Consider the following 18,792-nt stretch of genomic DNA (forward strand, 5'->3'; position numbering starts at 1 on the left):
CCCGGTGTCGGGCGGGCGCCGACTGGCCTTACAGTCGTCCCGTCCGTCTCCAATCCGTTAGAAGAGTGGCGATCGCCGGTGGACGTGCAGAAGAAGCTCGACGAGATCGTCGGGATGGTCGGCAGCGCCCGGTCCATGCCCATGTCGGCCTCGTGCGTGGTCAACCGCGCCGAGCTGCTGGCCATGCTGGAAGAGGTGCGCCAGGCCCTGCCCGGCTCGCTCGCCCAGGCCCAGGAGCTGATCGGCGGCCGGGAGCAGATGGTCGAGCAGGCGCGCCAGGAGGCCGAGCGGATCATCGAGTCCGCGCACGCCCAGCGCGGCACGCTGATCTCCGACACCGCCGTCGCCCGCCAGTCCCAGGACGAGGCGGACCGGATCCTCGACGAGGCCCGCAAGGACGCCGAGGAGATCCGCGCCGAGGCCGACGACTACGTCGACTCCAAGCTCGCCAACTTCGAGGTCGTCCTCACCAAGACGATCGGCTCGGTCGACCGCGGCCGCGAGAAGCTGCTCGGCCGCGGCCCCGGCCTCGACGAGCAGGGCCGCACCGACGAGGACGCCCCCGAGTACAGCGCCGACCCGCAGACGCTCATCCACCGGGCCGACGAGTACGTCGACGCCAAGCTGGGCGCCTTTGAGGCGGTGCTCGCCAAGACCCTCGAAGCGGTCGGCCGCGGCCGCCAGAAGCTGCACGGCAGGACCGCCTCCGACGACCTCGCCGACCACATGGCCGCCCAGGACGCGGCCGGCGGCCTGCACCAGCACACCAGCGACGCCGACTACCTGGCAGGCCTCGCCGAGCTGGCCGAGCCGGCACCCGTCACGGCGCACACCCCCGAGCCGCACATCGCCGAGCCGCACATCCCGGCGCAGCAGCAGCCGGTGTACGACCCCTACGGCTACCAGCAGCCGCAGCAGGATCCGTACGGCTACCAGCACCAGACCCAGCTCCAGCAGCAGGAGCAGTACGCGCAGTACGGATACGTCCAGCAGGATCCGTACGCCTACGACCAGGGCCAGGTGCACGGCCAGCAGCAGTACGTGCCGCCGCAGCCCCAGCACCAGCCGCAGCAGGCCGCGCTCGACGAGACCAGCCTCTTCGACACCAGCATGATCGACCTGGATCAGCTGCGCGCCTACGAACAGGGCCACGGGCAGCACCGCCCCTGACCGCCGGAGCCCCGGCCCGGGGACCGGTGAGGGCCGGATTGGGTCTATGGCGGCCGGTCCAGTATCCTGGCTCTTCGGTCGCGCGTACGTCCGCGATCCAAGCTGCCCGATTCGCTCAGCGAAGCCGGTGGCAGCCCACTCCACGACCTCGAAAGCAGGAAGAGCCCTGAGCACGCGCCTCGACCACCGCAACCCCCTCGTGTTCGACACACACGAGCTGGGACGGCGACCCGGTGCGCTCCAGCGGATCTCCCGCACCGTGGAAGCCCCGAAGGAACTCGGGATCCCCGAGGTCATCCACGTGCCTGAGGGCAGGCCCGTGGACATCGAGCTCCGTCTGGAGTCGGTCATGGAAGGGGTGCTTGTCACAGGCACCGCCCGTGCATCGGCCGAGGGGGAGTGCGTAAGGTGTCTGGAGCCGCTTCAGCAGGACGTTGAAGTGGACTTCCAGGAAATGTTCTCGTACCCCGACACCGACGACCGGGGCCGCCACAAGGCTGCCGCGGACGACGATGCCGAGGACGACGAGGACACGATTCCGCTCGAGGACGGCATGTTCGACCTCGAGCCCTTGCTGCGTGACGCGGTAGTGCTCGCACTGCCCATGCAGCCGGTGTGCCGGGAGGACTGCCCGGGGCTGTGTTCCGAATGCGGAGCGCGCCTGGCGGACGACCCGGAGCACCACCATGACGCCGTCGACATTCGTTGGGCGGCATTGCAGGGACTCGCCGGGACCATCCAGGACGGCGAGAAGGACAACATGAGCGGCACTGCGTCTGACGTGCAGGATGCCGCCGAGAAGCAGGAGAAGTAGCCGTGGCTGTTCCGAAGCGGAAGATGTCGCGCAGCAACACGCGCCACCGCCGGTCGCAGTGGAAGGCTGCGGTCCCCACCCTGGTTGCGTGCGAGCGCTGCCATGAGCCGAAGCTCCAGCACATCGCGTGCCCGAGCTGCGGCACCTACAACAAGCGCCAGGTCCTCGAGGTCTGAGCGGCTGGTGAGAGGCCCGATGTCTGAGTCCAACGCCAAAAAGGCGGACAACAACACGGCCTCGTCCCACACGCTTCTGGAAGGGCGGCTCGGGTATCAACTTGAGTCCGCCCTTCTGGTGCGTGCACTCACCCACCGTTCGTACGCGTACGAGAACGGCGGTCTGCCGACCAATGAGCGGCTGGAGTTCCTCGGGGACTCGGTGCTCGGTCTGGTCGTCACCGACACGCTGTACCGCACCCACCCCGACCTCCCGGAAGGCCAGCTGGCCAAACTCCGGGCCGCGGTGGTCAACTCTCGTGCGCTCGCGGAAGTGGGCCGAGGGCTCGAACTCGGCTCCTTCATCCGGCTCGGCCGGGGCGAAGAGGGCACGGGCGGCCGGGACAAGGCATCCATCCTTGCCGACACCCTAGAAGCGGTGATCGGCGCGGTCTATCTCGACCAGGGGCTTGAGGCGGCGTCCGCGCTCGTCCACAAGCTGTTCGACCCCCTGATCGAGAAGTCCTCGAACCTCGGGGCCGGCCTGGACTGGAAGACCAGTCTCCAGGAGCTGACGGCGGCCGAAGGGCTCGGCGTTCCCGAGTACCTGGTCTCCGAGACCGGTCCCGACCACGAGAAGACCTTTACTGCTGCCGCCCGCGTCGGTGGTGTCTCGTACGGCACCGGCACCGGCCGCAGCAAGAAGGAAGCGGAACAGCAGGCCGCGGAATCGGCATGGCGGTCCATCAGGGCCGACGCCGACGAGCGGGCCAAGGCGGTGGCCGAGGCCACCGTCACCGCCACCTCCGACGGCGGGTCGCCGACCCCCGCCAGCGGTGGTCCGGCGGCCTGAGCCCCTTTCCTTCGAGAGCCCCCGTCCGGCGCACTTCGGTGCCGGGCGGGGGCTTTCGCTCGTCCCCGTGCCCCCGTGGCGGCGCGGGCCCGCTGTGGGCGCCCTCCGCCCACCGGGTAATCTGCGCCCATGCCTGAGCTGCCTGAAGTCGAAGTCGTACGGCGCGGACTCGAGCGCTGGGTGGCCGGGCGCACCGTGGCGGACGTCGAGGTGCTGCATCCCCGCGCGGTACGCCGTCACCTCGCCGGGGGCGACGACTTCGCGGCACGCCTCAAGGGCCACCGCATCGGCGTCGCGCACCGGCGCGGCAAGTACCTGTGGCTGCCGCTCGCGGACGCGGACTTCGCCGTGCTCGGCCACCTCGGGATGAGCGGCCAGCTGCTGGTGCAGCCGGCAGAGGCGCCGGCCGAGAAGCATCTGCGGATCCGTGTGCGGTTCCAGGACGAGGTCGGCACCGAACTGCGCTTCGTCGACCAGCGCACCTTCGGCGGCCTCTCGCTCCACCCCACCGTCGCCGGCAGCACCGACGGGCTGCCCGACGTCATCGCGCACATCGCCCGTGACCCGCTGGACCCGGCCTTCGACGACGAGGCCTTCTTCGCGGCACTGCGGCTGCGGCGCACCACGATCAAACGAGCACTGCTCGATCAATCGCTCATCAGCGGGGTCGGCAACATCTACGCCGACGAGGCGCTGTGGCGCGCGAAGCTGCACTACGACCGCCCGACGGCGACCCTGAACCGCCCCAAGGCGGCCGAACTCCTCGGCCACGCACGGGATGTGATGAACGCGGCGCTCGCCGTCGGCGGCACCAGCTTCGACAGCCTCTACGTCAACGTCAACGGGGAGTCCGGCTACTTCGACCGCTCCCTCGACGCGTACGGCCGCGAGGGCGAGCCGTGCCGGCGCTGCGGAACGCCGATGCGCAGGCGCGCCTGGATGAACCGGTCCAGCTACTTCTGCCCCCGCTGTCAGAGGGCTCCGCGCGCGCTGTCGTAGCTTTCCTGCGCCTCCAGGACGGCCGGCATCCGCCCCTCCACGAAGTGGATGAGGGAGAGCAGCCGCTCGGCGACCTCCCGGCCCAGCGGGGTCAGCTCGTAGTCGACCCGCGGCGGGTTGGTGGGCTGCGCCTCGCGCAGGACCAGGCCGTCGCGCTCCAGCGAGTGCAACGTCTGGGAGAGCATCTTCTCGCTCACGCCGTCGATCCTGCGGCGCAGCTCGTTGAAGCGGGCGCTCCCCTCGTGCAGGGCGCCCAGGGTGAGGCTGCCCCAGCGGCCCGTGACGTCCTCAAGGGTGCGCCGTGAGGGGCAGGACTTGGCGAACACGTTGAACGCCAGGTCGTCGTCGGCCATGGCCGTAGCGCGCGGCCCGTCGGCGCGTCGCGCATCCGCGGAGATCTCGTCCATCCCTTCACCATACGCCCCCGCAGCGCTCGCGCCCAGATTGCGCTAACCAAAAGTTAGTGCTTACCTGGGTGCAGCGCTGCAGCGGGCCACCGCTGCGGAAAACGGCCCCACGCCGTCGCGCCCGCTTTCTCCGTTCCTTCCGTACCCATGACCTGCCATGCCCTTGAGGGGATTACCGCCGTGATCACTCCTGTCGTCTCGATCGCCTACCACTCCGGCTACGGCCACACCGCCGTCCTCGCCGAAGCCCTGGGCCAGGCCGCCGCCGAGGCCGGTGCCGCCGTCCACGTCATCAAGGTCGACACCATCACCGAGGCCGAGTGGGAGCTGCTCGACGCCTCCGACGCGATCGTCTTCGGCTCGCCGACCTACATGGGCACCGCCTCCGGCGCCTTCCACCAGTTCGCCGAGGCCACCTCCAAGCGCTGGTTCACCGACGCCTGGCAGGACAAGCTCGCCGCGGGCTTCACCAACTCCGGCTCCAAGAGCGGCGACAAGGGCCACACCCTGCAGTTCTTCGCGACCCTCGCCGCCCAGCACGGCATGCACTGGGTGAACCTCGGCCTCAAGCCCGGCTGGAACGCCTCCACCGGATCCGAGTACGACCTCAACCGGCTCGGCTTCTTCTCGGGCGCCGGCGCCCAGACCAACTCCGACCAGGGCCCCGAAGCCGTCCACAAGGCCGATGTCGCGACCGCCGAGCACCTGGGCCGCCGCGTCACCGAGACCGCCCGCGTCTTCCTCGCGGGCAAGGCGGCCGTCGCGATCTGACACGCCCGCCCGCGGAGCGGATTCCGCACCACCGCAGCAGACGAAAGGGCCCTCTCCGTTCGCCACGGAGAGGGCCCTTTCGTCTGCTGCGGCGCCATACTCGCTACCCGAGAGCGCGTATGAGCGAGCAATTGATCAATTGCCCGAACTCGCGATCGTACGCTCGGCCAATGGCCGAACGCGCGATACGAACGAGCACATGATCAAAAGCCGAAGTCCTGTGTCCACCAGGGGCCGCCCGGACCGAAGTGCACGCCGACGCCCAGGGACTTGTACTGGCAGTTGAGAATGTTCGCGCGGTGGTCCGGGCTGTTCATCCAGGCGGCCATCACGGCCTTGGCGTCCGCCTGGCCGCGGGCGATGTTCTCGCCGCCGAGGCCCTGCACGCCGGCCTTCGCCGCGCGGTCCCACGGCGTCCTGCCGTCCGGGTCGGTGTGGTCGAAGAAGCCGCGCGCCGCCATGTCGTCGCTGAAGGCGGTCGCCAGCGAACCCAGTGATGGGTCCGCCGCCACGGGGCTGCAACCCACCTGCTCCCGCTCCTGGTTGACCAGGGACATCACGGTGGCCGCCGCCGACACCTCGACGCTCGGCACCTGTCCGCGCTGGGCCGGCGCGGCGCTCGGCGGGGTGCGGGTCGGGGCGGTCGAGGGCGCGGCCGGCTTCGAGGGCGCCGGCGCCGGGGGCCGCACCTTCTGCCGCTGCGGGGTGTTCGTCGGAGCGGCCGAGGGGGCCGACCTGGTGGCGGAGGCGCTGGGGGAGGGGGCCGTGGACGGCGAGTGCGCGGCATCGGCCGACGGCGGCTTCGGCTGCGACGGCGTGGGCGCCGCGCCGGTGGGCCTCTCCGACTCGCCGCCCTGCGGTCGCACATTGGGCGTCGGCGTGCTGTCCAGCTGGACCTGGCCGCCCGTCGCGATGTCGCCGCTCACCTTGTACGTACCGCCGCCGGGCAGCAGCCCCGAGCCGACGGCCACGGCGCCCACGGCCACCGCGGCGGAGACGCCCAGCAGTCCGGTGCGCACGGGAGTGATCATCCGCTTCTTGCGGCGCGATCCACCCGTGGACCGGCCGTCCGTACCCGCCGCCCCGTCCGCGGGTACGGGAGCGTCGGCGGAGCGACGATGGCGTCCCATCTGCTGTGCCTTCCTCAATGCCATGGGCAATGCCCGGTCGCATTGCCGCAGGGGGCCCGACCGCCCCCGAAATGATCAAATGGGCACTAACCCATACGGGTGAGGCTCATTTCGTCGCGACTGTACGCCATGGCGCATGGGGGTGAAGTGCCGCGTGAGCAATTGGCCCGTTAGCGTGCACGTATGAACGAAGAAGCGCACGACGATGTTCGACTCACGGCCTGGGTGCGCGGGCGAGTACAGCAAGTCGGCTTCCGCTGGTTCACCAGGGCGAATGCGCTGGAGATCGGCGGCATCAGCGGGTTCGCCCTCAATCTGGACGACGGGCGCGTCCAGATCGTCGCCGAGGGGCCGCGTGACAATTGCCACCGTCTTCTCGACTGGCTCCGCTCCGACGACACACCGGGGCGCGTCGACGGTGTGACCGAGATCTGGGACACAGTGCGCGGCGGCTACGACGGCTTCGCCATCCGCTGACCCCGCGCCGGGGCGGCGCGGAACCCGGCCGCGGTGACCCCCCGCATTCGGCCCGCGACCCCGCGCTGACCTCGCACGATCTGCCTGTTGCCAACGCGAGCCCGGCGTGGAAGGCTGCGGAAGTAAGGATGATCTCCACGCCCCCAGGGCTCCGAGAAGAGGCAGCGCCGCGTGCTCAGCGGCCGCGTGCCCCCGGATTGCCGGTGGATACGGGGCGTGATCGTGTTGACCGTCAAACTTTTTGGTGAGACTCTGGAAGCCCCGCGCACCTTAGCTGTTTGGCATGAAGAACCGCAGTCAAGTCCAAGCACCGCGGGTGCGATTCCCTCACGACCCACACCGCTTCGGTCGGTCACTCAGTGTGGAGGACCATCCATCATGGCAAAGGCGCTTCTCGGTTACGTCGGCGGTTCCGACCCGCGACTCCTCGCCGAGATGCGACGGCTCCAGCAGCGCGTCCAGGACCTCGAGTCCGAGCTCAACCGGATTCAGTCCGAGAACGACGTGCTGTCCGCTGCCGCCGCTTCGCACCACGGCGATTCGCTGCTCGAAGGCATCGACATCGACGTACCGCAGGCGGAGCCCGCACTCACCTGATCCTGGGTGAGAGAGGCTTCCGTCGCTCTCGTCGAGATCGAGAGATCCGCAACACCTGCAATGTATTGCAAGGGACGCTTCGGCGTCCCTTCTTTCTTTCCGTCCGGTGCCCGCCGGGCCGGCCGCCTTTCTCTTCTGCTCTGATCTTCCCAGGACCTTCCTGGGCGAAACCGGCAGCGAAAGGTAGAGTCCGGCGGCGTGCACCTCAAGGCCCTCACCCTGCGCGGATTCAAATCGTTCGCGTCCGCGACCACGCTGAAGTTCGAGCCGGGCATCACCTGTGTCGTGGGCCCCAACGGATCCGGCAAGTCCAATGTCGTGGACGCGCTCAGCTGGGTCATGGGCGAACAAGGGGCCAAGTCGCTGCGCGGCGGAAAGATGGAGGACGTCATCTTCGCCGGGACGACCGGCCGCCCGCCGCTGGGCCGTGCCGAGGTCTCCCTCACCATCGACAATTCCGACGGCGCGCTGCCCATCGAATACGCCGAAGTCACCATCACGCGGATCATGTTCCGCAACGGCGGCAGCGAATACCAGATCAACGGGGACACCTGCCGGCTCCTCGACATCCAGGAACTGCTCTCCGACTCCGGCATCGGCCGCGAGATGCACGTCATCGTCGGCCAGGGCCAGCTCGACTCCGTCCTGCACGCCGACCCGATGGGCCGGCGCGCCTTCATCGAGGAGGCCGCCGGCGTCCTCAAGCACCGCAAGCGCAAGGAGAAGGCGCTGCGCAAACTGGACGCGATGAAGGCCAACCTGGCCCGCGTCCAGGACCTCACCGACGAACTGCGCCGCCAGCTCAAACCCCTCGGCAGGCAGGCCGCCGTCGCCCGCCGTGCCGCCGTCATCCAGGCCGACCTGCGCGACGCCCGGCTACGGCTGCTCGCCGACGACCTCGTGCGCATGCGCGAGGCGCTCAGCGCCGAGATCGCCGACGAGGCCGAGCTGCTGCGCCGCAAGGAGAGCGCCGAGGCCGACCTCACGGCGGCCCTCGGCCGCGAGGCCCACCTCGAAGAGCAGGTACGACAGTTGGCGCCCCGCCTCCAGAGCGCCCAGCAGACCTGGTACGAGCTGTCCCAGCTCGCCGAGCGGGTGCGCGGCACCATCTCGCTCGCCGACGCCCGGGTCGTGAGCGCGAGCGCCCAGCCCCCCGAGGAGCGGCGCGGCCGCGACCCCGAGGACATGGAGCGCGAGGCCGCCCGGATCCGCGAACAGGAGGCCGAGCTCGAAGCCGCGCTCGAAGCGGCCGAGCACGCCCTGGAGGACACCACCGCCCACCGCGCCGACCTGGAGCGGGAACTCGCCGCCGAGGAACGGCGTTTGAAGGATGTCGCCCGCGCCATCGCCGACCGGCGCGAAGGCCTCGCGCGGCTGCACGGCCAGGTCAACGCGGCCCGCAGCAGGGCGGGTTCCGCGCAGGCGGAGATCGACCGGCTCGCCGCCGCCCGCGACGAGGCGGGCGAGCGGGCCGTCGCCGCACAGAAGGAGTACGAGCAGCTCAAGGCCGAAGTGGACGGCCTCGAAGCCGACGACACCGAACGCGCCGACGCCCACGACGCGGCCAGGCGCGAGCTCGTCGCCGCCGAGACCGCGCTCGCCGCCGCCCGCGAGGAAACCACCGCCGCCGAGCGCACCCGCGCCGCCGTCGCCGCCCGGCACGACGCCCTCGCCCTCGGCCTGCGCCGCAAGGACGGCACCGGCGTCCTGCTCGGCGCCGAGGGCGCGCTGACCGGGCTGCTCGGCCCCGCCGCCGAACTGCTCGGTGTGGTCCAGGGCTACGAAGTGCCGGTCGCCGCCGCGCTGGGCGTGGCCGCCGGCGCCATCGCGGTCAGCGGCCCCTCCTCGGCCGCCGAAGCGATCCGCATGCTCCGCAAGCAGGACGCCGGCCGCGCGGCCCTGCTGCTGAGCGGCGCCCCCGAGGACCAGGACGAACGGCCGGCTCGCGCCGAAGGGCCGCCCCGCGCCGCCGACCTGGTGCGCGGCCCCGCCGAGCTGATGCCCGCCGTGCGGCGCCTGCTCCGCGACATCGTGGTCGTCGCCACCCTGGAGGACGCCGAGGCCCTCGTCTACGCGCGGCCCGCGCTGACCGCCGTCACCGCCGACGGAGATGTGCTCGGCGCCCACTTCGCGCACGGCGGCTCGGCCGGCGCGCCCAGCCTCCTGGAGGTCCAGGCATCCGTCGACGAGGCCGCCGCCGAACTCGCCGACCTGGCCGTACGGTGCGAGGAGCTGGCCGGGGCCCAGCGTGCGGCGGGGGAGCGCCGCGCTCAACTCGCCGCACGAGTGGAGGAGTTGGGGGAGCGCAGGCGGCATGCCGAGAAGGCGCGGTCCTCCGTCGCCCAGCAGCTCGGGCGGCTCGCCGGGCAGGCCAGGGGCGCGGCCGGCGAGGCCGAGCGGACCGCTGCCGCCGCCGCACGGGCCCAGGAGGCCCTGGAGCGGGCCACCGAAGAGGCCGAGGAACTGGCCGAGCGGCTCCTCGTGGCCGAGGAGATGCCGGTCGAGGAGGAGCCCGACACCTCGGTGCGCGACCGGCTCGCGGCCGACGGCGCCAACGCCCGCCAGACCGAGATGGAGGCCCGCCTCCAGGCCCGTACGCACGAGGAGCGGGTCAAGGCGCTCGCCGGGCGGGCCGAGGCGCTCGACCGCGGGGCGCGCGCCGAGCGCGAGGCGCGGGCCAGGGCCGAGCAGCGCCGCGCCCGGCTGCGGCACGAGGCGGCCGTCGCCGAAGCAGTCGCGTCCGGTGCCCGCACCCTCCTCGCCCATGTCGAGGTGTCGCTGGTGCGGGCCGAGCGGGAGCGGGCCGGAGCCGAATCCGCCAAGGCCGGGCGCGAGCTGGAGCTGACCGCCGCGCGGAGCACCGGACGCGACCTCAAGGCGGAGCTCGACAAACTCACTGATTCAGTTCACCGCGGCGAGGTACTAGGAGCAGAGAAGCGGCTGCGCATCGAGCAGCTGGAGACCAAGGCGCTGGAGGAGCTGGGGGTCGAGCCGGCGGGGCTCGTGGCCGAGTACGGGCCCGACCAGCCGGTGGCTCCCGCTCCGCCCGCCGACGGGGAGGAGTTGCCGGATGACCCGGACCACCCGCGCAACCAGCCGGTTGCGTATGTGCGGGCCGAGCAGGAGAAGCGGCTCAGGGCAGCCGAACGGGCGTACCAGCAGCTCGGAAAGGTCAATCCGCTCGCCCTGGAGGAGTTCGCGGCCCTGGAGGAGCGCCACCAGTTCCTTTCCGAGCAGCTGGAAGACCTCAAGAAGACCCGGGCCGACCTCCTTCAAGTCGTGAAGGAGGTCGACGAGCGGGTGGAGCAGGTCTTCACGGAGGCCTACCGCGACACGGCCAGGGAGTTCGAGGGCGTTTTCTCACGGCTCTTCCCGGGCGGCGAGGGCCGGCTGATCCTGACCGATCCCGGCAACATGCTCACCACCGGGATCGACGTCGAGGCGCGTCCGCCGGGCAAGAAGGTCAAGCGGCTCTCGCTGCTCTCGGGCGGCGAGCGCTCGCTGACCGCGGTGGCCCTGCTGGTCTCCATCTTCAAGGCCAGGCCCAGCCCGTTCTACGTGATGGACGAGGTCGAGGCCGCGCTCGACGACACCAATCTGCAGCGGCTGATCCGCATCATGCAGGAGCTCCAGGAGTCCTCGCAGCTGATCGTGATCACGCACCAGAAGCGGACCATGGAGGTCGCCGACGCGCTGTACGGCGTCTCCATGCAGGGCGACGGCGTCTCCAAGGTCATCAGCCAGCGGCTGCGCTGACCCGACGCCGGACCGAGCGGGCGCTCCGCCCTCAGCCGCGCCCTTCCTATGTTCAAGTCTTGAACAACACCCCTCTACTGGGGGCTTCAAATTCACAATCGCACAGGTATTGACTTCGAAACTTGAAGGCATAGTCTCTGCAACGTTGCTTTTACCTTCAAGTGGTGGGTACCCGGAAGGTGTGCACCACTTGTAAGAGTCCCCTCACGCCTGGCGACGCTGCCGGGCGGCCCCAGGAGTCCACGTGACCAGTACCGCGCAGGCGCAGGCGTCCGGAGGCGGCCACACCGCACCGGACCACCTCGGCCATGTCATCTTCATCACGGCGGCGGCCGCGATGGGCGGCTTCCTCTTCGGCTACGACAGTTCCGTGATCAACGGCGCCGTAGAGGCGATCCGCGACCGGTACTCCATCGGCTCGGGAACGCTCGCCCAGGTCATCGCCATCGCCCTCATCGGCTGTGCGATCGGCGCCGCCACCGCCGGCCGGATCGCCGACCGCATCGGACGCATCCGCTGCATGCAGATCGCGGCGGTCCTCTTCACCATCAGCGCCGTCGGCTCCGCGCTGCCGTTCGCGCTGTGGGACCTCGCCTTCTGGCGGATCATCGGCGGCTTCGCCATCGGCATGGCCTCCGTCATCGGCCCGGCCTACATCGCCGAGGTCGCCCCGCCCGCCTACCGCGGCCGGCTCGGCTCCTTCCAGCAGGCCGCCATCGTCATCGGCATCGCGATCTCCCAGCTCGTCAACTGGGGCATCCTCAACGCCGCCAACGGCGACCAGCGCGGCAAGCTCCTGGGCATCGAGGCCTGGCAGGTCATGCTCGGCGTGATGGTCATCCCGGCCATCCTGTACGGGCTGCTCTCCTTCGCCATCCCCGAGTCCCCGCGCTTCCTGATCTCGGTCGGCCGCGAGGCGGACGCCAAGAAGGTGCTCGCCGACGTCGAGAGCAAGGACGTCGACCTCGACGCCCGCGTCGCCGAGATCGAGCACGCGATGAGGTCCGAACACAAGTCGAGCTTCAAGGACCTGCTCGGCTCCAGGATGGGCTTCCTGCCCATCGTCTGGGTCGGCATCGGCCTCTCGGTCTTCCAGCAGCTCGTCGGCATCAACGTCGCGTTCTACTACTCCTCGACGCTGTGGCAGTCCGTCGGCATCGACCCGTCGAGCTCGTTCTTCTACTCGTTCACCACGTCGATCATCAACATCATCGGCACGGTGATCGCGATGGTCCTGGTCGACCGGGTCGGCCGCAAGCCGCTCGCTCTCGTCGGCTCCATCGGCATGGCGATCGCCCTCGCGGTCGAGGCCTGGGCGTTCTCGGCCCACCTCGTCGACGGCAAACTCCCCAACACCGAGGGCGTGGTGGCCCTGATCGCCGCCCACGTCTTCGTGCTCTTCTTCGCCCTGTCGTGGGGCGTGGTGGTCTGGGTCTTCCTCGGCGAGATGTTCCCCAACCGGATCCGCGCCGCCGCCCTCGGTGTCGCCGCGGCCGCGCAGTGGATCGCCAACTGGGCCATCACCGCGAGCTTCCCGAGCCTGTCGGACTGGAACCTGTCCGGCACGTACATCATCTACGCGATCTTCGCCGCGCTCTCGATCCCCTTCGTGCTCCGGTACGTCAAGGAGACCAAGGGCAAGGCGTTGGAGGAGATGGGCTAATCCCCGCTGTCCCTCTCCTCTCACCCAACCGCCCCGGCTCGCCCATCGAGCCGGGGCGGTTGGGTTCGGTACGGAGTTCCCGCTTCCGGGAGGTCCGTGTCACCCTCCCGACCATGGAAAGACAGACCAATCTCCCGCTCGTCGCCGCCATACTCGTGGCCGTGGGCGCCGCCGTGCTGCTCCCCGGGATATCGCTGCGCGAAGACGCCTCGCCCGTCCTGGGGTTCGTCCTCACGGGCATGGTGTTCGCCATCGTCAACCAGCTGATCTCGTTCTATCCGAGCGACATCCGGACCAGTCCGCCGGCCATGATCCTTATCCTCTGGGCCGGCGGCATCGTCCAGGACACGCTGGTGTGGCTGCTCGCGGAATGGGTGGGCGGGAAGCTGGACGGGTACGAGGTCGACGGCTTCGGCACGGCGCTTCTCGGCGGCGTCATCGTCCGAACGGTGACCCTGGCGCTCCTGGCCCTGAAGCCCAGCACCACCTGACCCCCATGGCTCGGCCCCGACCCCGTTCAGCCCTGAACGCCGCTCGTCCTCAATCGCCGGACGGGCTGGGGATGTGCATGCCGCCCGGCATCGATCCCGCCGGGGCGCGGGGCTGTGACTGTGCGCGGCTCTGCCGCGGTGGGCGCGATACCGGGTGCCCTACAGGGGCGCGGGGAACTGCGCGGGACGCGGGCACGGTCCGCAGCTGTAGGGCGGGGTTGCCTGGGGCTCCGCCCCAGACCCCGTTCGCGCCTTGCGGGTGCTCGTCCTCAATGGCCGGACGGGCTGAGGATGCGCATGCCGCCCGGCACCAGTGCCGCCAGGGGCGCGGGGAACTGCGCGAAGCCGGGATGCGCTGGGGATGCTGCTCGCGGCCAGTCCTGCCAAGGGCGCCGGCTCCTCGCTAAGCGGGGCGCTCCGGCAGTACCCGTTCGCAGAACAGGTGCAGGCTCCGCCACCCCTCGTCCACCGGCATCCCTCCGCACAGCGGATGAAGGACCAGGCTGTCGGCGTCGAGGGACGCGCACTCCTCCGGGGTCACCACCCGGTACACCCCCTCCGCGCGCAGCTCCGCCACCGTCGTCGCCCCCGACTTCACCGCGGAGCGGATGTCCTTGGACTGCCAGGACGCGTACATCCGCGCCTCGTGCAGGAAGTGCTCGCCGTACTCCGCCCACGTCCGGTCCGGGTCCTCGCTGATGTGCAGCAGGGGCGTCGCCGCCGCCGGCATCATGCAGAAGCCCTCGGTCCCGTACTCGGCGCGCTTCTCGTCGTAGTACGCCGCGAGTTCCGGCAGGTGCGCGCTCGGGAAGAACGGCAGCCCGAGCCGCGCCGCGCGGTTCGCGGCGGCCCGCGACGAACCGCCGACCAGGAGCATCGGATGCGGCTCGGTGAACGGCCGCGGCGTGACGCGCACCCGGCGGCCCCGGAACGTGAACTCCTCGCCGCTCCACGCCTTCAGGAGCGTTTCCAGCAGCTCGTCCTGGAGCTTGCCGCGCCGCCCCCACTCCACGCCCTGCTGCTCGTACTCGGCGGGCCGGTAGCCGATCCCCGAGACCGTCACCAGACGGCCCCCGCTCACGAGGTCGAGCACCGCGATGTCCTCGGCCAGGCGCAGCGGGTCGTACAGCGGCCCGATGATCGCCGAGACCGTCACCGCGATGCGGCGCGTCGCGCCGAAGACCGCGCCCGCGAAGGCGAAGGGAGAGGGCAGCCAGTTGTTGTCCGTGCCGTGGTGCTCCTCGGTCTGGACGGTGTCGACGCCCCGGTCGTCGGCGTACGCCGCCATCTCCAGGGCCGCCCGGTAGCGGGCGGAGAGCGACCGGGCGGTGGCGTCCGGGTCCACCAGGTTCATGCGGACGACCGTGAACGGCATGAGAAGTCCCCCTCCACCGAGCGGGTTCCGTGGGGGAACCCCGGGCGAAGGGGGACGGTAGCTGACGAGGCGTCAGACAGCCAGGCTTTCGGCGGACTCGGTGGTCTCGGCGGGCTCGGCCCGGACCACCGGAGGCTTGGGCAGCGCCATGTACAGCAGCCCGGAGACCACGATGGTGGCGACCCAGCCGAGGCCGTACTCGCCGATCGGGTTGTTGGCGGAGAGCGGCCCGGTGAACCAGTCGGACTTGGTGAACATCAGGCCGCCGAGCAGGCCCACCGCCCAGGCGACGACCGCGGCGGGGGAGAACCCGCCCTTGTACCAGTAGGCACTGGTACGGCCGGTGTCGAGCAGCGCCTTCGGGTCGTACTCCGTGCGGCGCAGCATGTCCGCGCCGAACACGCCGACCCAGGCCGAGAAGGCGACGGCGAGCAGGGAGAGGAAGGCGATGAATGAGCCCATGAAGCTGGTGGCGACCAGCATCAGGATGCCGCCGAACACCAGCGAGATGACCGCGTTGACGGAGACCGCCCAGTGCCGCGGGATCTTGAAGCCGAGGGTCTGCGCGGTGAAGCCCGCCGAGTACATCGACATCGAGTTGATCAGGAGCATGCCGACGATCGCGATCAGCAGGTACGGCACCGCGATCCACAGCGGCAGGATCTCGCCGAGGAAGGAGACCGGGTCGGCGGCGGAGGCCAGGTCCGGCGTGGAGACGGCCATGACCGCGCCCATCAGGACCATCGGGAGCACCACGATCCCGGCGCCGCCGATGGAGTTGCCGACGATCGCCTTCGCGGACGCGGTACGCGGCAGGTAGCGGGCGAAGTCGGGGGCGGACGGGATCCAGCTGACGCCGCCCGCGGCGATCATGCCGGTGCCCGCGACCACCAGGGAGGTCTTGCCGGCCGGCTGGTGGAAGACGGCGGACCAGTCGGTGTTCATGACCAGGTAGACCAGGACCAGCACCGAGAACGCGCCGAACAGGAACGTCGCGTACTTGTTGCACTTCTGCACGACGTGGATGCCGAGACCCGAGATCGCGAAGGTGATGACCACGAAGACGGCGAGCGTGACGATGATCAGGAACGTGTTGCTCTTGATCCCGAAGAGGATGTCGAGCACGGTCAGCACCGCATAGGCGCCGGTCACCGCGTTGATGGTCTCCCAGCCCCAGCGCGCCACCCAGATCAGTGAACCGGGCAGCAGGTTGCCGCGCTGGCCGAACACCGCTCGCGACAGGGCCATGCCGGGGGCGCCGCCGCGCTTGCCGGCGATCCCGATCAGACCGACCAGGCCGTACGAGAGAATGGGCGCGGCCACGGCGACGATGAGCGCCTGCCAGAAGTTGAGCTTGTACGCGACGACGAGGCTGGCGCCCATGGTGAGCAGCAGCACGCTGATGTTGGCGGCGACCCAGGTGGGGAACAGCTCGCGGGTTCTCGCGGTGCGCTCCGCGTCCGGCACCGGCTCAAGGCCGTGTGTTTCCAGGGCGCTCTGCGCTTCGTCGGTGGTGCCTGTGTTCATGGGGGTGGAGTTCCGTGCCTCTCGCTCGGCTCGACGCTGAGCCGGTGGGGGTAGTCGAAGGGGACTCTACGCGCGTTGATGCGCCCACCTCTATCGTACTTTAATCCGACACCTGCCCCATAATTCCGTTCCGTACTCGGAGGAACCCACAAACTGGGTTCTCCCGCTGCCCATACCCGATACTGGGACGGTTATGGAATTCGTCATCCTTGCTGTAGTCATCGCCCTGGTCGCGGTCGGCGCGATCAGCGGGCTCGTGGTCAGCAGCCGCAAGAAGAAGCAGCTGCCGCCCACCGCGCCGCCGAGCACGCCGACCATCACAGCCCCGCCCGCCGAGCCTCAGGTCGGTGAGGACGCCGCGGAGACGGCGCAGGAACCGCGCCGCACCATCGAGGAGGTCGGCCTTCCCGAGGCGCCCGCCACCCCGGTCGTCATCGAGGAGCCGGTCGTCGAGGCGCCGGCGCTCGATGTGCCCGAGCCGACCGCGGGCCGGCTCGTCCGGCTGCGGGCCCGCCTCGCCCGCTCGCAGAACTCGCTCGGCAAGGGGCTGCTCACCCTGCTCTCCCGCGAGCACCTCGACGAGGACACCTGGGAGGAGATCGAGGACACCCTGCTCACCGCCGACGTCGGCGTCGCGCCCACCCAGGAGCTGGTCGACCGGCTCCGCGAGCGCGTCAAGGTGCTCGGCACCCGCACCCCCGACGAGCTGCGCACCCTGCTGCGCGAAGAGCTCCTCACCCTGCTCAACCCCGACTTCGACCGCGAGGTCAGGACCGAGGGCGGCGAGACCGTCCCCGGCGTCGTGATGGTCGTCGGTGTCAACGGCACCGGCAAGACCACCACCACCGGCAAGCTCGCCCGTGTCCTGGTCGCCGACGGCAAGTCCGTGGTGCTCGGCGCGGCCGACACCTTCCGCGCCGCCGCCGCCGACCAGCTGCAGACCTGGGGCGAGCGCGTGGGCGCCCGCACCGTGCGCGGCCCCGAGGGCGGCGACCCCGCCTCCATCGCGTTCGACGCCGTCAAGGAGGGCATCGCCGAGGGCGCCGACGTCGTCCTCATCGACACCGCCGGCCGGCTGCACACCAAGACCGGGCTCATGGACGAGCTCGGCAAGGTCAAGCGCGTCGTCGAGAAGCACGGCCCGCTCGACGAGATCCTGCTCGTCCTCGACGCCACGACCGGGCAGAACGGCCTGGTCCAGGCCCGCGTGTTCGCCGAGGTGGTCGACGTCACCGGCATCGTCCTGACCAAGCTCGACGGCACCGCCAAGGGCGGCATCGTCATCGCCGTCCAGCGCGAACTGGGCGTTCCCGTCAAGCTCGTCGGACTCGGCGAGGGCGCGGACGACTTGGCCCCGTTCGAGCCCGAGGCGTTCGTCGACGCGCTGATCGGCGACTAGCGCCACCCGATCCGCACCCACGCCCCGCCGCACCGCTCAGGTGCGGCGGGGCGTTCGCGTGGCCGGGCCGGGCCGGGGGCGGCTAAGCGGCGGAGCGGTGGCAGATGTAGGCGAGTGTGCCGAGCAGCAGGCGGGCCTGCGGGGGGCGGGTCGCGGTGTCGAGGGAGGGCGGGCGCAGCCAGTTCACCTCGCCCGAGGGCGGCGCCGGTACGTAACTGCCGCGCGGCGGGCAGCGCAGGTCGAGGACCGCGTCGTCCCAGCCCATCCGGTAGAGCAGCCCGGGAAGTTCGCCGGAGGCGCCCGGGGCCACATAGAAGTGGGTGCGCCCGGTGGGCGTCGAGGACACCGGGCCCAGCGGAAGCCCCATGCGCTCCAGCCGCACCAGGGCCCGCCGCCCGGCGGGGGCCGCCACGTCCAGGACGTCGAAGCTCCGCCCGACCGGCAGCAGCACCGCCGCGCCCGGACATCGCGACCACGCCTCCGTCACCTCGTCGAGCGTGGCGCCCGCCGCGACCTCCGGTGCGAAGGAGAGCGGATGCGCGCCCGGCGCCGTACAGGAGGAACTGCCGCAGGAGCACTCGCCGTTCAGGGCGCGGGCGCCCGGAGCGACGTCCCAGCCCCACAGGCCGGTGTACTCGGCCACCGCGGTGACCTCGCTCGTGCGCGACATCCGTGCGGAGCGGCCGCGGCGCCAGGAGCCGGGCCCGGTCTCCCTGATTCCCCGGCTGCCGCCGATCGTGAAGCCCATGCCCCCTCCAACGGGTCTGCCGCGTCCGTGGTTACGACGCCAGTGACATAGTCGTGACGATCCGGAGTTTTCCCGTCACATTCCGTCTCCGCCAGGTCGGACACGGTCGTGAAAGGGGTGGTGCGATGTGCGCCGTGCGCCCCGGCTCACTCCGCTCCACCCGACGCTGATCGTCATGTGTCAAGTGAATCGCGCCTGGCCGCAGGGGAGTTCATTCGAAGGGGTGGCGAATGGTGGCGTTTCCTCAATCGCCATGGCCGGACGGGTGATCGTAGGATTACTGTCGGTGCACGGACCTGGGGGGTATACGCACCCGCGGGTATGCCGGGGGCAAGCCGGTTTCCGGTCCGAGCGGGTGCAACCGCGGGACAGGAGGCCCAACTAGCGGCATTCTGATAGGGGTTCGCGCAATCGACGCACGACCGACGCACATGAGGCTTCAGCAGATTGGGGGCGTCCC

At 70.5% G+C, this 18,792-nt stretch carries 17 protein-coding genes; 12 read left to right on the top strand and 5 right to left on the bottom strand.

The genetic code is table 11. The annotated features are described in order from the left end of the window. The first annotated feature begins 78 nt into the window (after positions 1-78). From OOJ98_RS21900 to mutM, 5 genes are all read left to right on the top strand, one after another. Positions 79-1,170 carry an ATP synthase F0 subunit B gene (locus tag OOJ98_RS21900; protein WP_267056631.1) on the top strand — a complete coding sequence of 364 codons (1,092 nt, stop codon included), beginning with the start codon at positions 79-81 and terminating at the stop codon, positions 1,168-1,170. Positions 1,171-1,336: 166 nt separating this feature from the next. After that, positions 1,337-1,984 carry a DUF177 domain-containing protein gene (locus OOJ98_RS21905; RefSeq protein WP_267057053.1) on the top strand — a complete coding sequence of 216 codons (648 nt, stop codon included), beginning with the start codon at positions 1,337-1,339 and terminating at the stop codon, positions 1,982-1,984. A 2-nt stretch (positions 1,985-1,986) separates the two neighbouring features. Continuing rightward, entirely contained in the window at positions 1,987-2,160 is a 174-nt protein-coding gene (gene rpmF, locus OOJ98_RS21910) for a 50S ribosomal protein L32 (RefSeq protein WP_007493396.1), read from the top strand. A 19-nt stretch (positions 2,161-2,179) separates the two neighbouring features. Beyond that, the gene (gene rnc, locus OOJ98_RS21915) at positions 2,180-2,992 is read left to right on the top strand and encodes a ribonuclease III (protein ID WP_267056632.1); all 813 of its coding nucleotides are present in this window, start codon (positions 2,180-2,182) and stop codon (positions 2,990-2,992) included. Between the two features lie 129 nt (positions 2,993-3,121). Next, positions 3,122-3,991: a bifunctional DNA-formamidopyrimidine glycosylase/DNA-(apurinic or apyrimidinic site) lyase gene (gene mutM, locus OOJ98_RS21920; protein ID WP_267056633.1), complete on the top strand. Its 870-nt coding sequence runs from the start codon at positions 3,122-3,124 to the stop codon at positions 3,989-3,991. Here mutM and OOJ98_RS21925 read toward each other — a convergent pair. After that, on the bottom strand, positions 3,964-4,344 hold the full coding sequence (locus OOJ98_RS21925) for a helix-turn-helix domain-containing protein (protein WP_267057054.1): 381 nt from the start codon (positions 4,342-4,344) through the stop codon (positions 3,964-3,966). The two genes, mutM and OOJ98_RS21925, sit on opposite strands and share 28 nt — an antisense overlap. A 234-nt stretch (positions 4,345-4,578) precedes the next feature. On the opposite strand from OOJ98_RS21925, the gene OOJ98_RS21930 reads away from it, so the two are divergent. After that, the gene (locus OOJ98_RS21930; protein ID WP_267056634.1) at positions 4,579-5,169 is read left to right on the top strand and encodes a flavodoxin family protein; all 591 of its coding nucleotides are present in this window, start codon (positions 4,579-4,581) and stop codon (positions 5,167-5,169) included. Between the two features lie 203 nt (positions 5,170-5,372). Here the strand turns inward: OOJ98_RS21930 and OOJ98_RS21935 are convergent, their stop codons facing one another. Further along, on the bottom strand, positions 5,373-6,299 hold the full coding sequence (locus OOJ98_RS21935; RefSeq protein ID WP_267056635.1) for a CAP domain-containing protein: 927 nt from the start codon (positions 6,297-6,299) through the stop codon (positions 5,373-5,375). Positions 6,300-6,482: 183 nt separating this feature from the next. Between OOJ98_RS21935 and OOJ98_RS21940 the strand changes: the two genes are divergently transcribed. From OOJ98_RS21940 to OOJ98_RS21960, 5 genes are all read left to right on the top strand, one after another. Beyond that, on the top strand, positions 6,483-6,776 hold the full coding sequence (locus tag OOJ98_RS21940; RefSeq protein ID WP_267056636.1) for an acylphosphatase: 294 nt from the start codon (positions 6,483-6,485) through the stop codon (positions 6,774-6,776). Positions 6,777-7,154: 378 nt separating this feature from the next. Continuing rightward, complete coding sequence (locus OOJ98_RS21945) at positions 7,155-7,373, top strand: hypothetical protein (protein WP_267056637.1); 219 nt, start codon at positions 7,155-7,157, stop codon at positions 7,371-7,373. A gap of 198 nt (positions 7,374-7,571) precedes the next feature. Next, the gene (smc, locus tag OOJ98_RS21950; protein ID WP_267056638.1) at positions 7,572-11,129 is read left to right on the top strand and encodes a chromosome segregation protein SMC; all 3,558 of its coding nucleotides are present in this window, start codon (positions 7,572-7,574) and stop codon (positions 11,127-11,129) included. 244 nt (positions 11,130-11,373) lie between these two features. Then, positions 11,374-12,792 carry a sugar porter family MFS transporter gene (locus tag OOJ98_RS21955; protein WP_267056639.1) on the top strand — a complete coding sequence of 473 codons (1,419 nt, stop codon included), beginning with the start codon at positions 11,374-11,376 and terminating at the stop codon, positions 12,790-12,792. A 113-nt stretch (positions 12,793-12,905) separates the two neighbouring features. Then, positions 12,906-13,283 (top strand): phage holin family protein, encoded by a 378-nt coding sequence (locus OOJ98_RS21960; RefSeq protein WP_267056640.1) that lies wholly within the window; start codon positions 12,906-12,908, stop codon positions 13,281-13,283. A 403-nt stretch (positions 13,284-13,686) separates the two neighbouring features. Here the strand turns inward: OOJ98_RS21960 and OOJ98_RS21965 are convergent, their stop codons facing one another. Next, positions 13,687-14,658, bottom strand: coding sequence for an LLM class flavin-dependent oxidoreductase (locus OOJ98_RS21965; RefSeq protein ID WP_267056641.1), 972 nt, complete (start codon positions 14,656-14,658; stop codon positions 13,687-13,689). Positions 14,659-14,730: 72 nt separating this feature from the next. After that, entirely contained in the window at positions 14,731-16,185 is a 1,455-nt protein-coding gene (locus tag OOJ98_RS21970; protein ID WP_267056642.1) for a cytosine permease, read from the bottom strand. Between the two features lie 193 nt (positions 16,186-16,378). Here OOJ98_RS21970 and ftsY point away from each other — a divergent pair, with 193 nt between their 5' ends. After that, complete coding sequence (gene ftsY / locus OOJ98_RS21975; RefSeq protein WP_267056643.1) at positions 16,379-17,584, top strand: signal recognition particle-docking protein FtsY; 1,206 nt, start codon at positions 16,379-16,381, stop codon at positions 17,582-17,584. An 82-nt stretch (positions 17,585-17,666) separates the two neighbouring features. Here ftsY and OOJ98_RS21980 read toward each other — a convergent pair whose 3' ends face one another. Then, positions 17,667-18,332, bottom strand: a complete 666-nt coding sequence (locus OOJ98_RS21980) for a bifunctional DNA primase/polymerase (protein ID WP_267056644.1) — start codon at positions 18,330-18,332, stop codon at positions 17,667-17,669. Positions 18,333-18,792: the final 460 nt, after the last annotated feature.

It is taken from the genome of Streptomyces sp. NBC_00083, assembly GCF_026343295.1.
Classification (GTDB): domain Bacteria; phylum Actinomycetota; class Actinomycetes; order Streptomycetales; family Streptomycetaceae; genus Streptomyces.

Coding starts and splice junctions, on each gene's coding strand:
- rnc (WP_267056632.1), top strand. CDS start 2,180: ATGTCTGAGTCCAACGCCAAAAAGGCGGACAACAACACGGCCTCGTCC.
- mutM (WP_267056633.1), top strand. CDS start 3,122: ATGCCTGAGCTGCCTGAAGTCGAAGTCGTACGGCGCGGACTCGAGCGC.
- OOJ98_RS21925 (WP_267057054.1), bottom strand. CDS start 4,344: ATGGCCGACGACGACCTGGCGTTCAACGTGTTCGCCAAGTCCTGCCCC.
- OOJ98_RS21935 (WP_267056635.1), bottom strand. CDS start 6,299: ATGGGACGCCATCGTCGCTCCGCCGACGCTCCCGTACCCGCGGACGGG.
- OOJ98_RS21940 (WP_267056636.1), top strand. CDS start 6,483: ATGAACGAAGAAGCGCACGACGATGTTCGACTCACGGCCTGGGTGCGC.
- OOJ98_RS21945 (WP_267056637.1), top strand. CDS start 7,155: ATGGCAAAGGCGCTTCTCGGTTACGTCGGCGGTTCCGACCCGCGACTC.
- OOJ98_RS21960 (WP_267056640.1), top strand. CDS start 12,906: ATGGAAAGACAGACCAATCTCCCGCTCGTCGCCGCCATACTCGTGGCC.
- OOJ98_RS21965 (WP_267056641.1), bottom strand. CDS start 14,658: ATGCCGTTCACGGTCGTCCGCATGAACCTGGTGGACCCGGACGCCACC.
- OOJ98_RS21970 (WP_267056642.1), bottom strand. CDS start 16,185: ATGAACACAGGCACCACCGACGAAGCGCAGAGCGCCCTGGAAACACAC.
- ftsY (WP_267056643.1), top strand. CDS start 16,379: ATGGAATTCGTCATCCTTGCTGTAGTCATCGCCCTGGTCGCGGTCGGC.
- OOJ98_RS21980 (WP_267056644.1), bottom strand. CDS start 18,332: ATGGGCTTCACGATCGGCGGCAGCCGGGGAATCAGGGAGACCGGGCCC.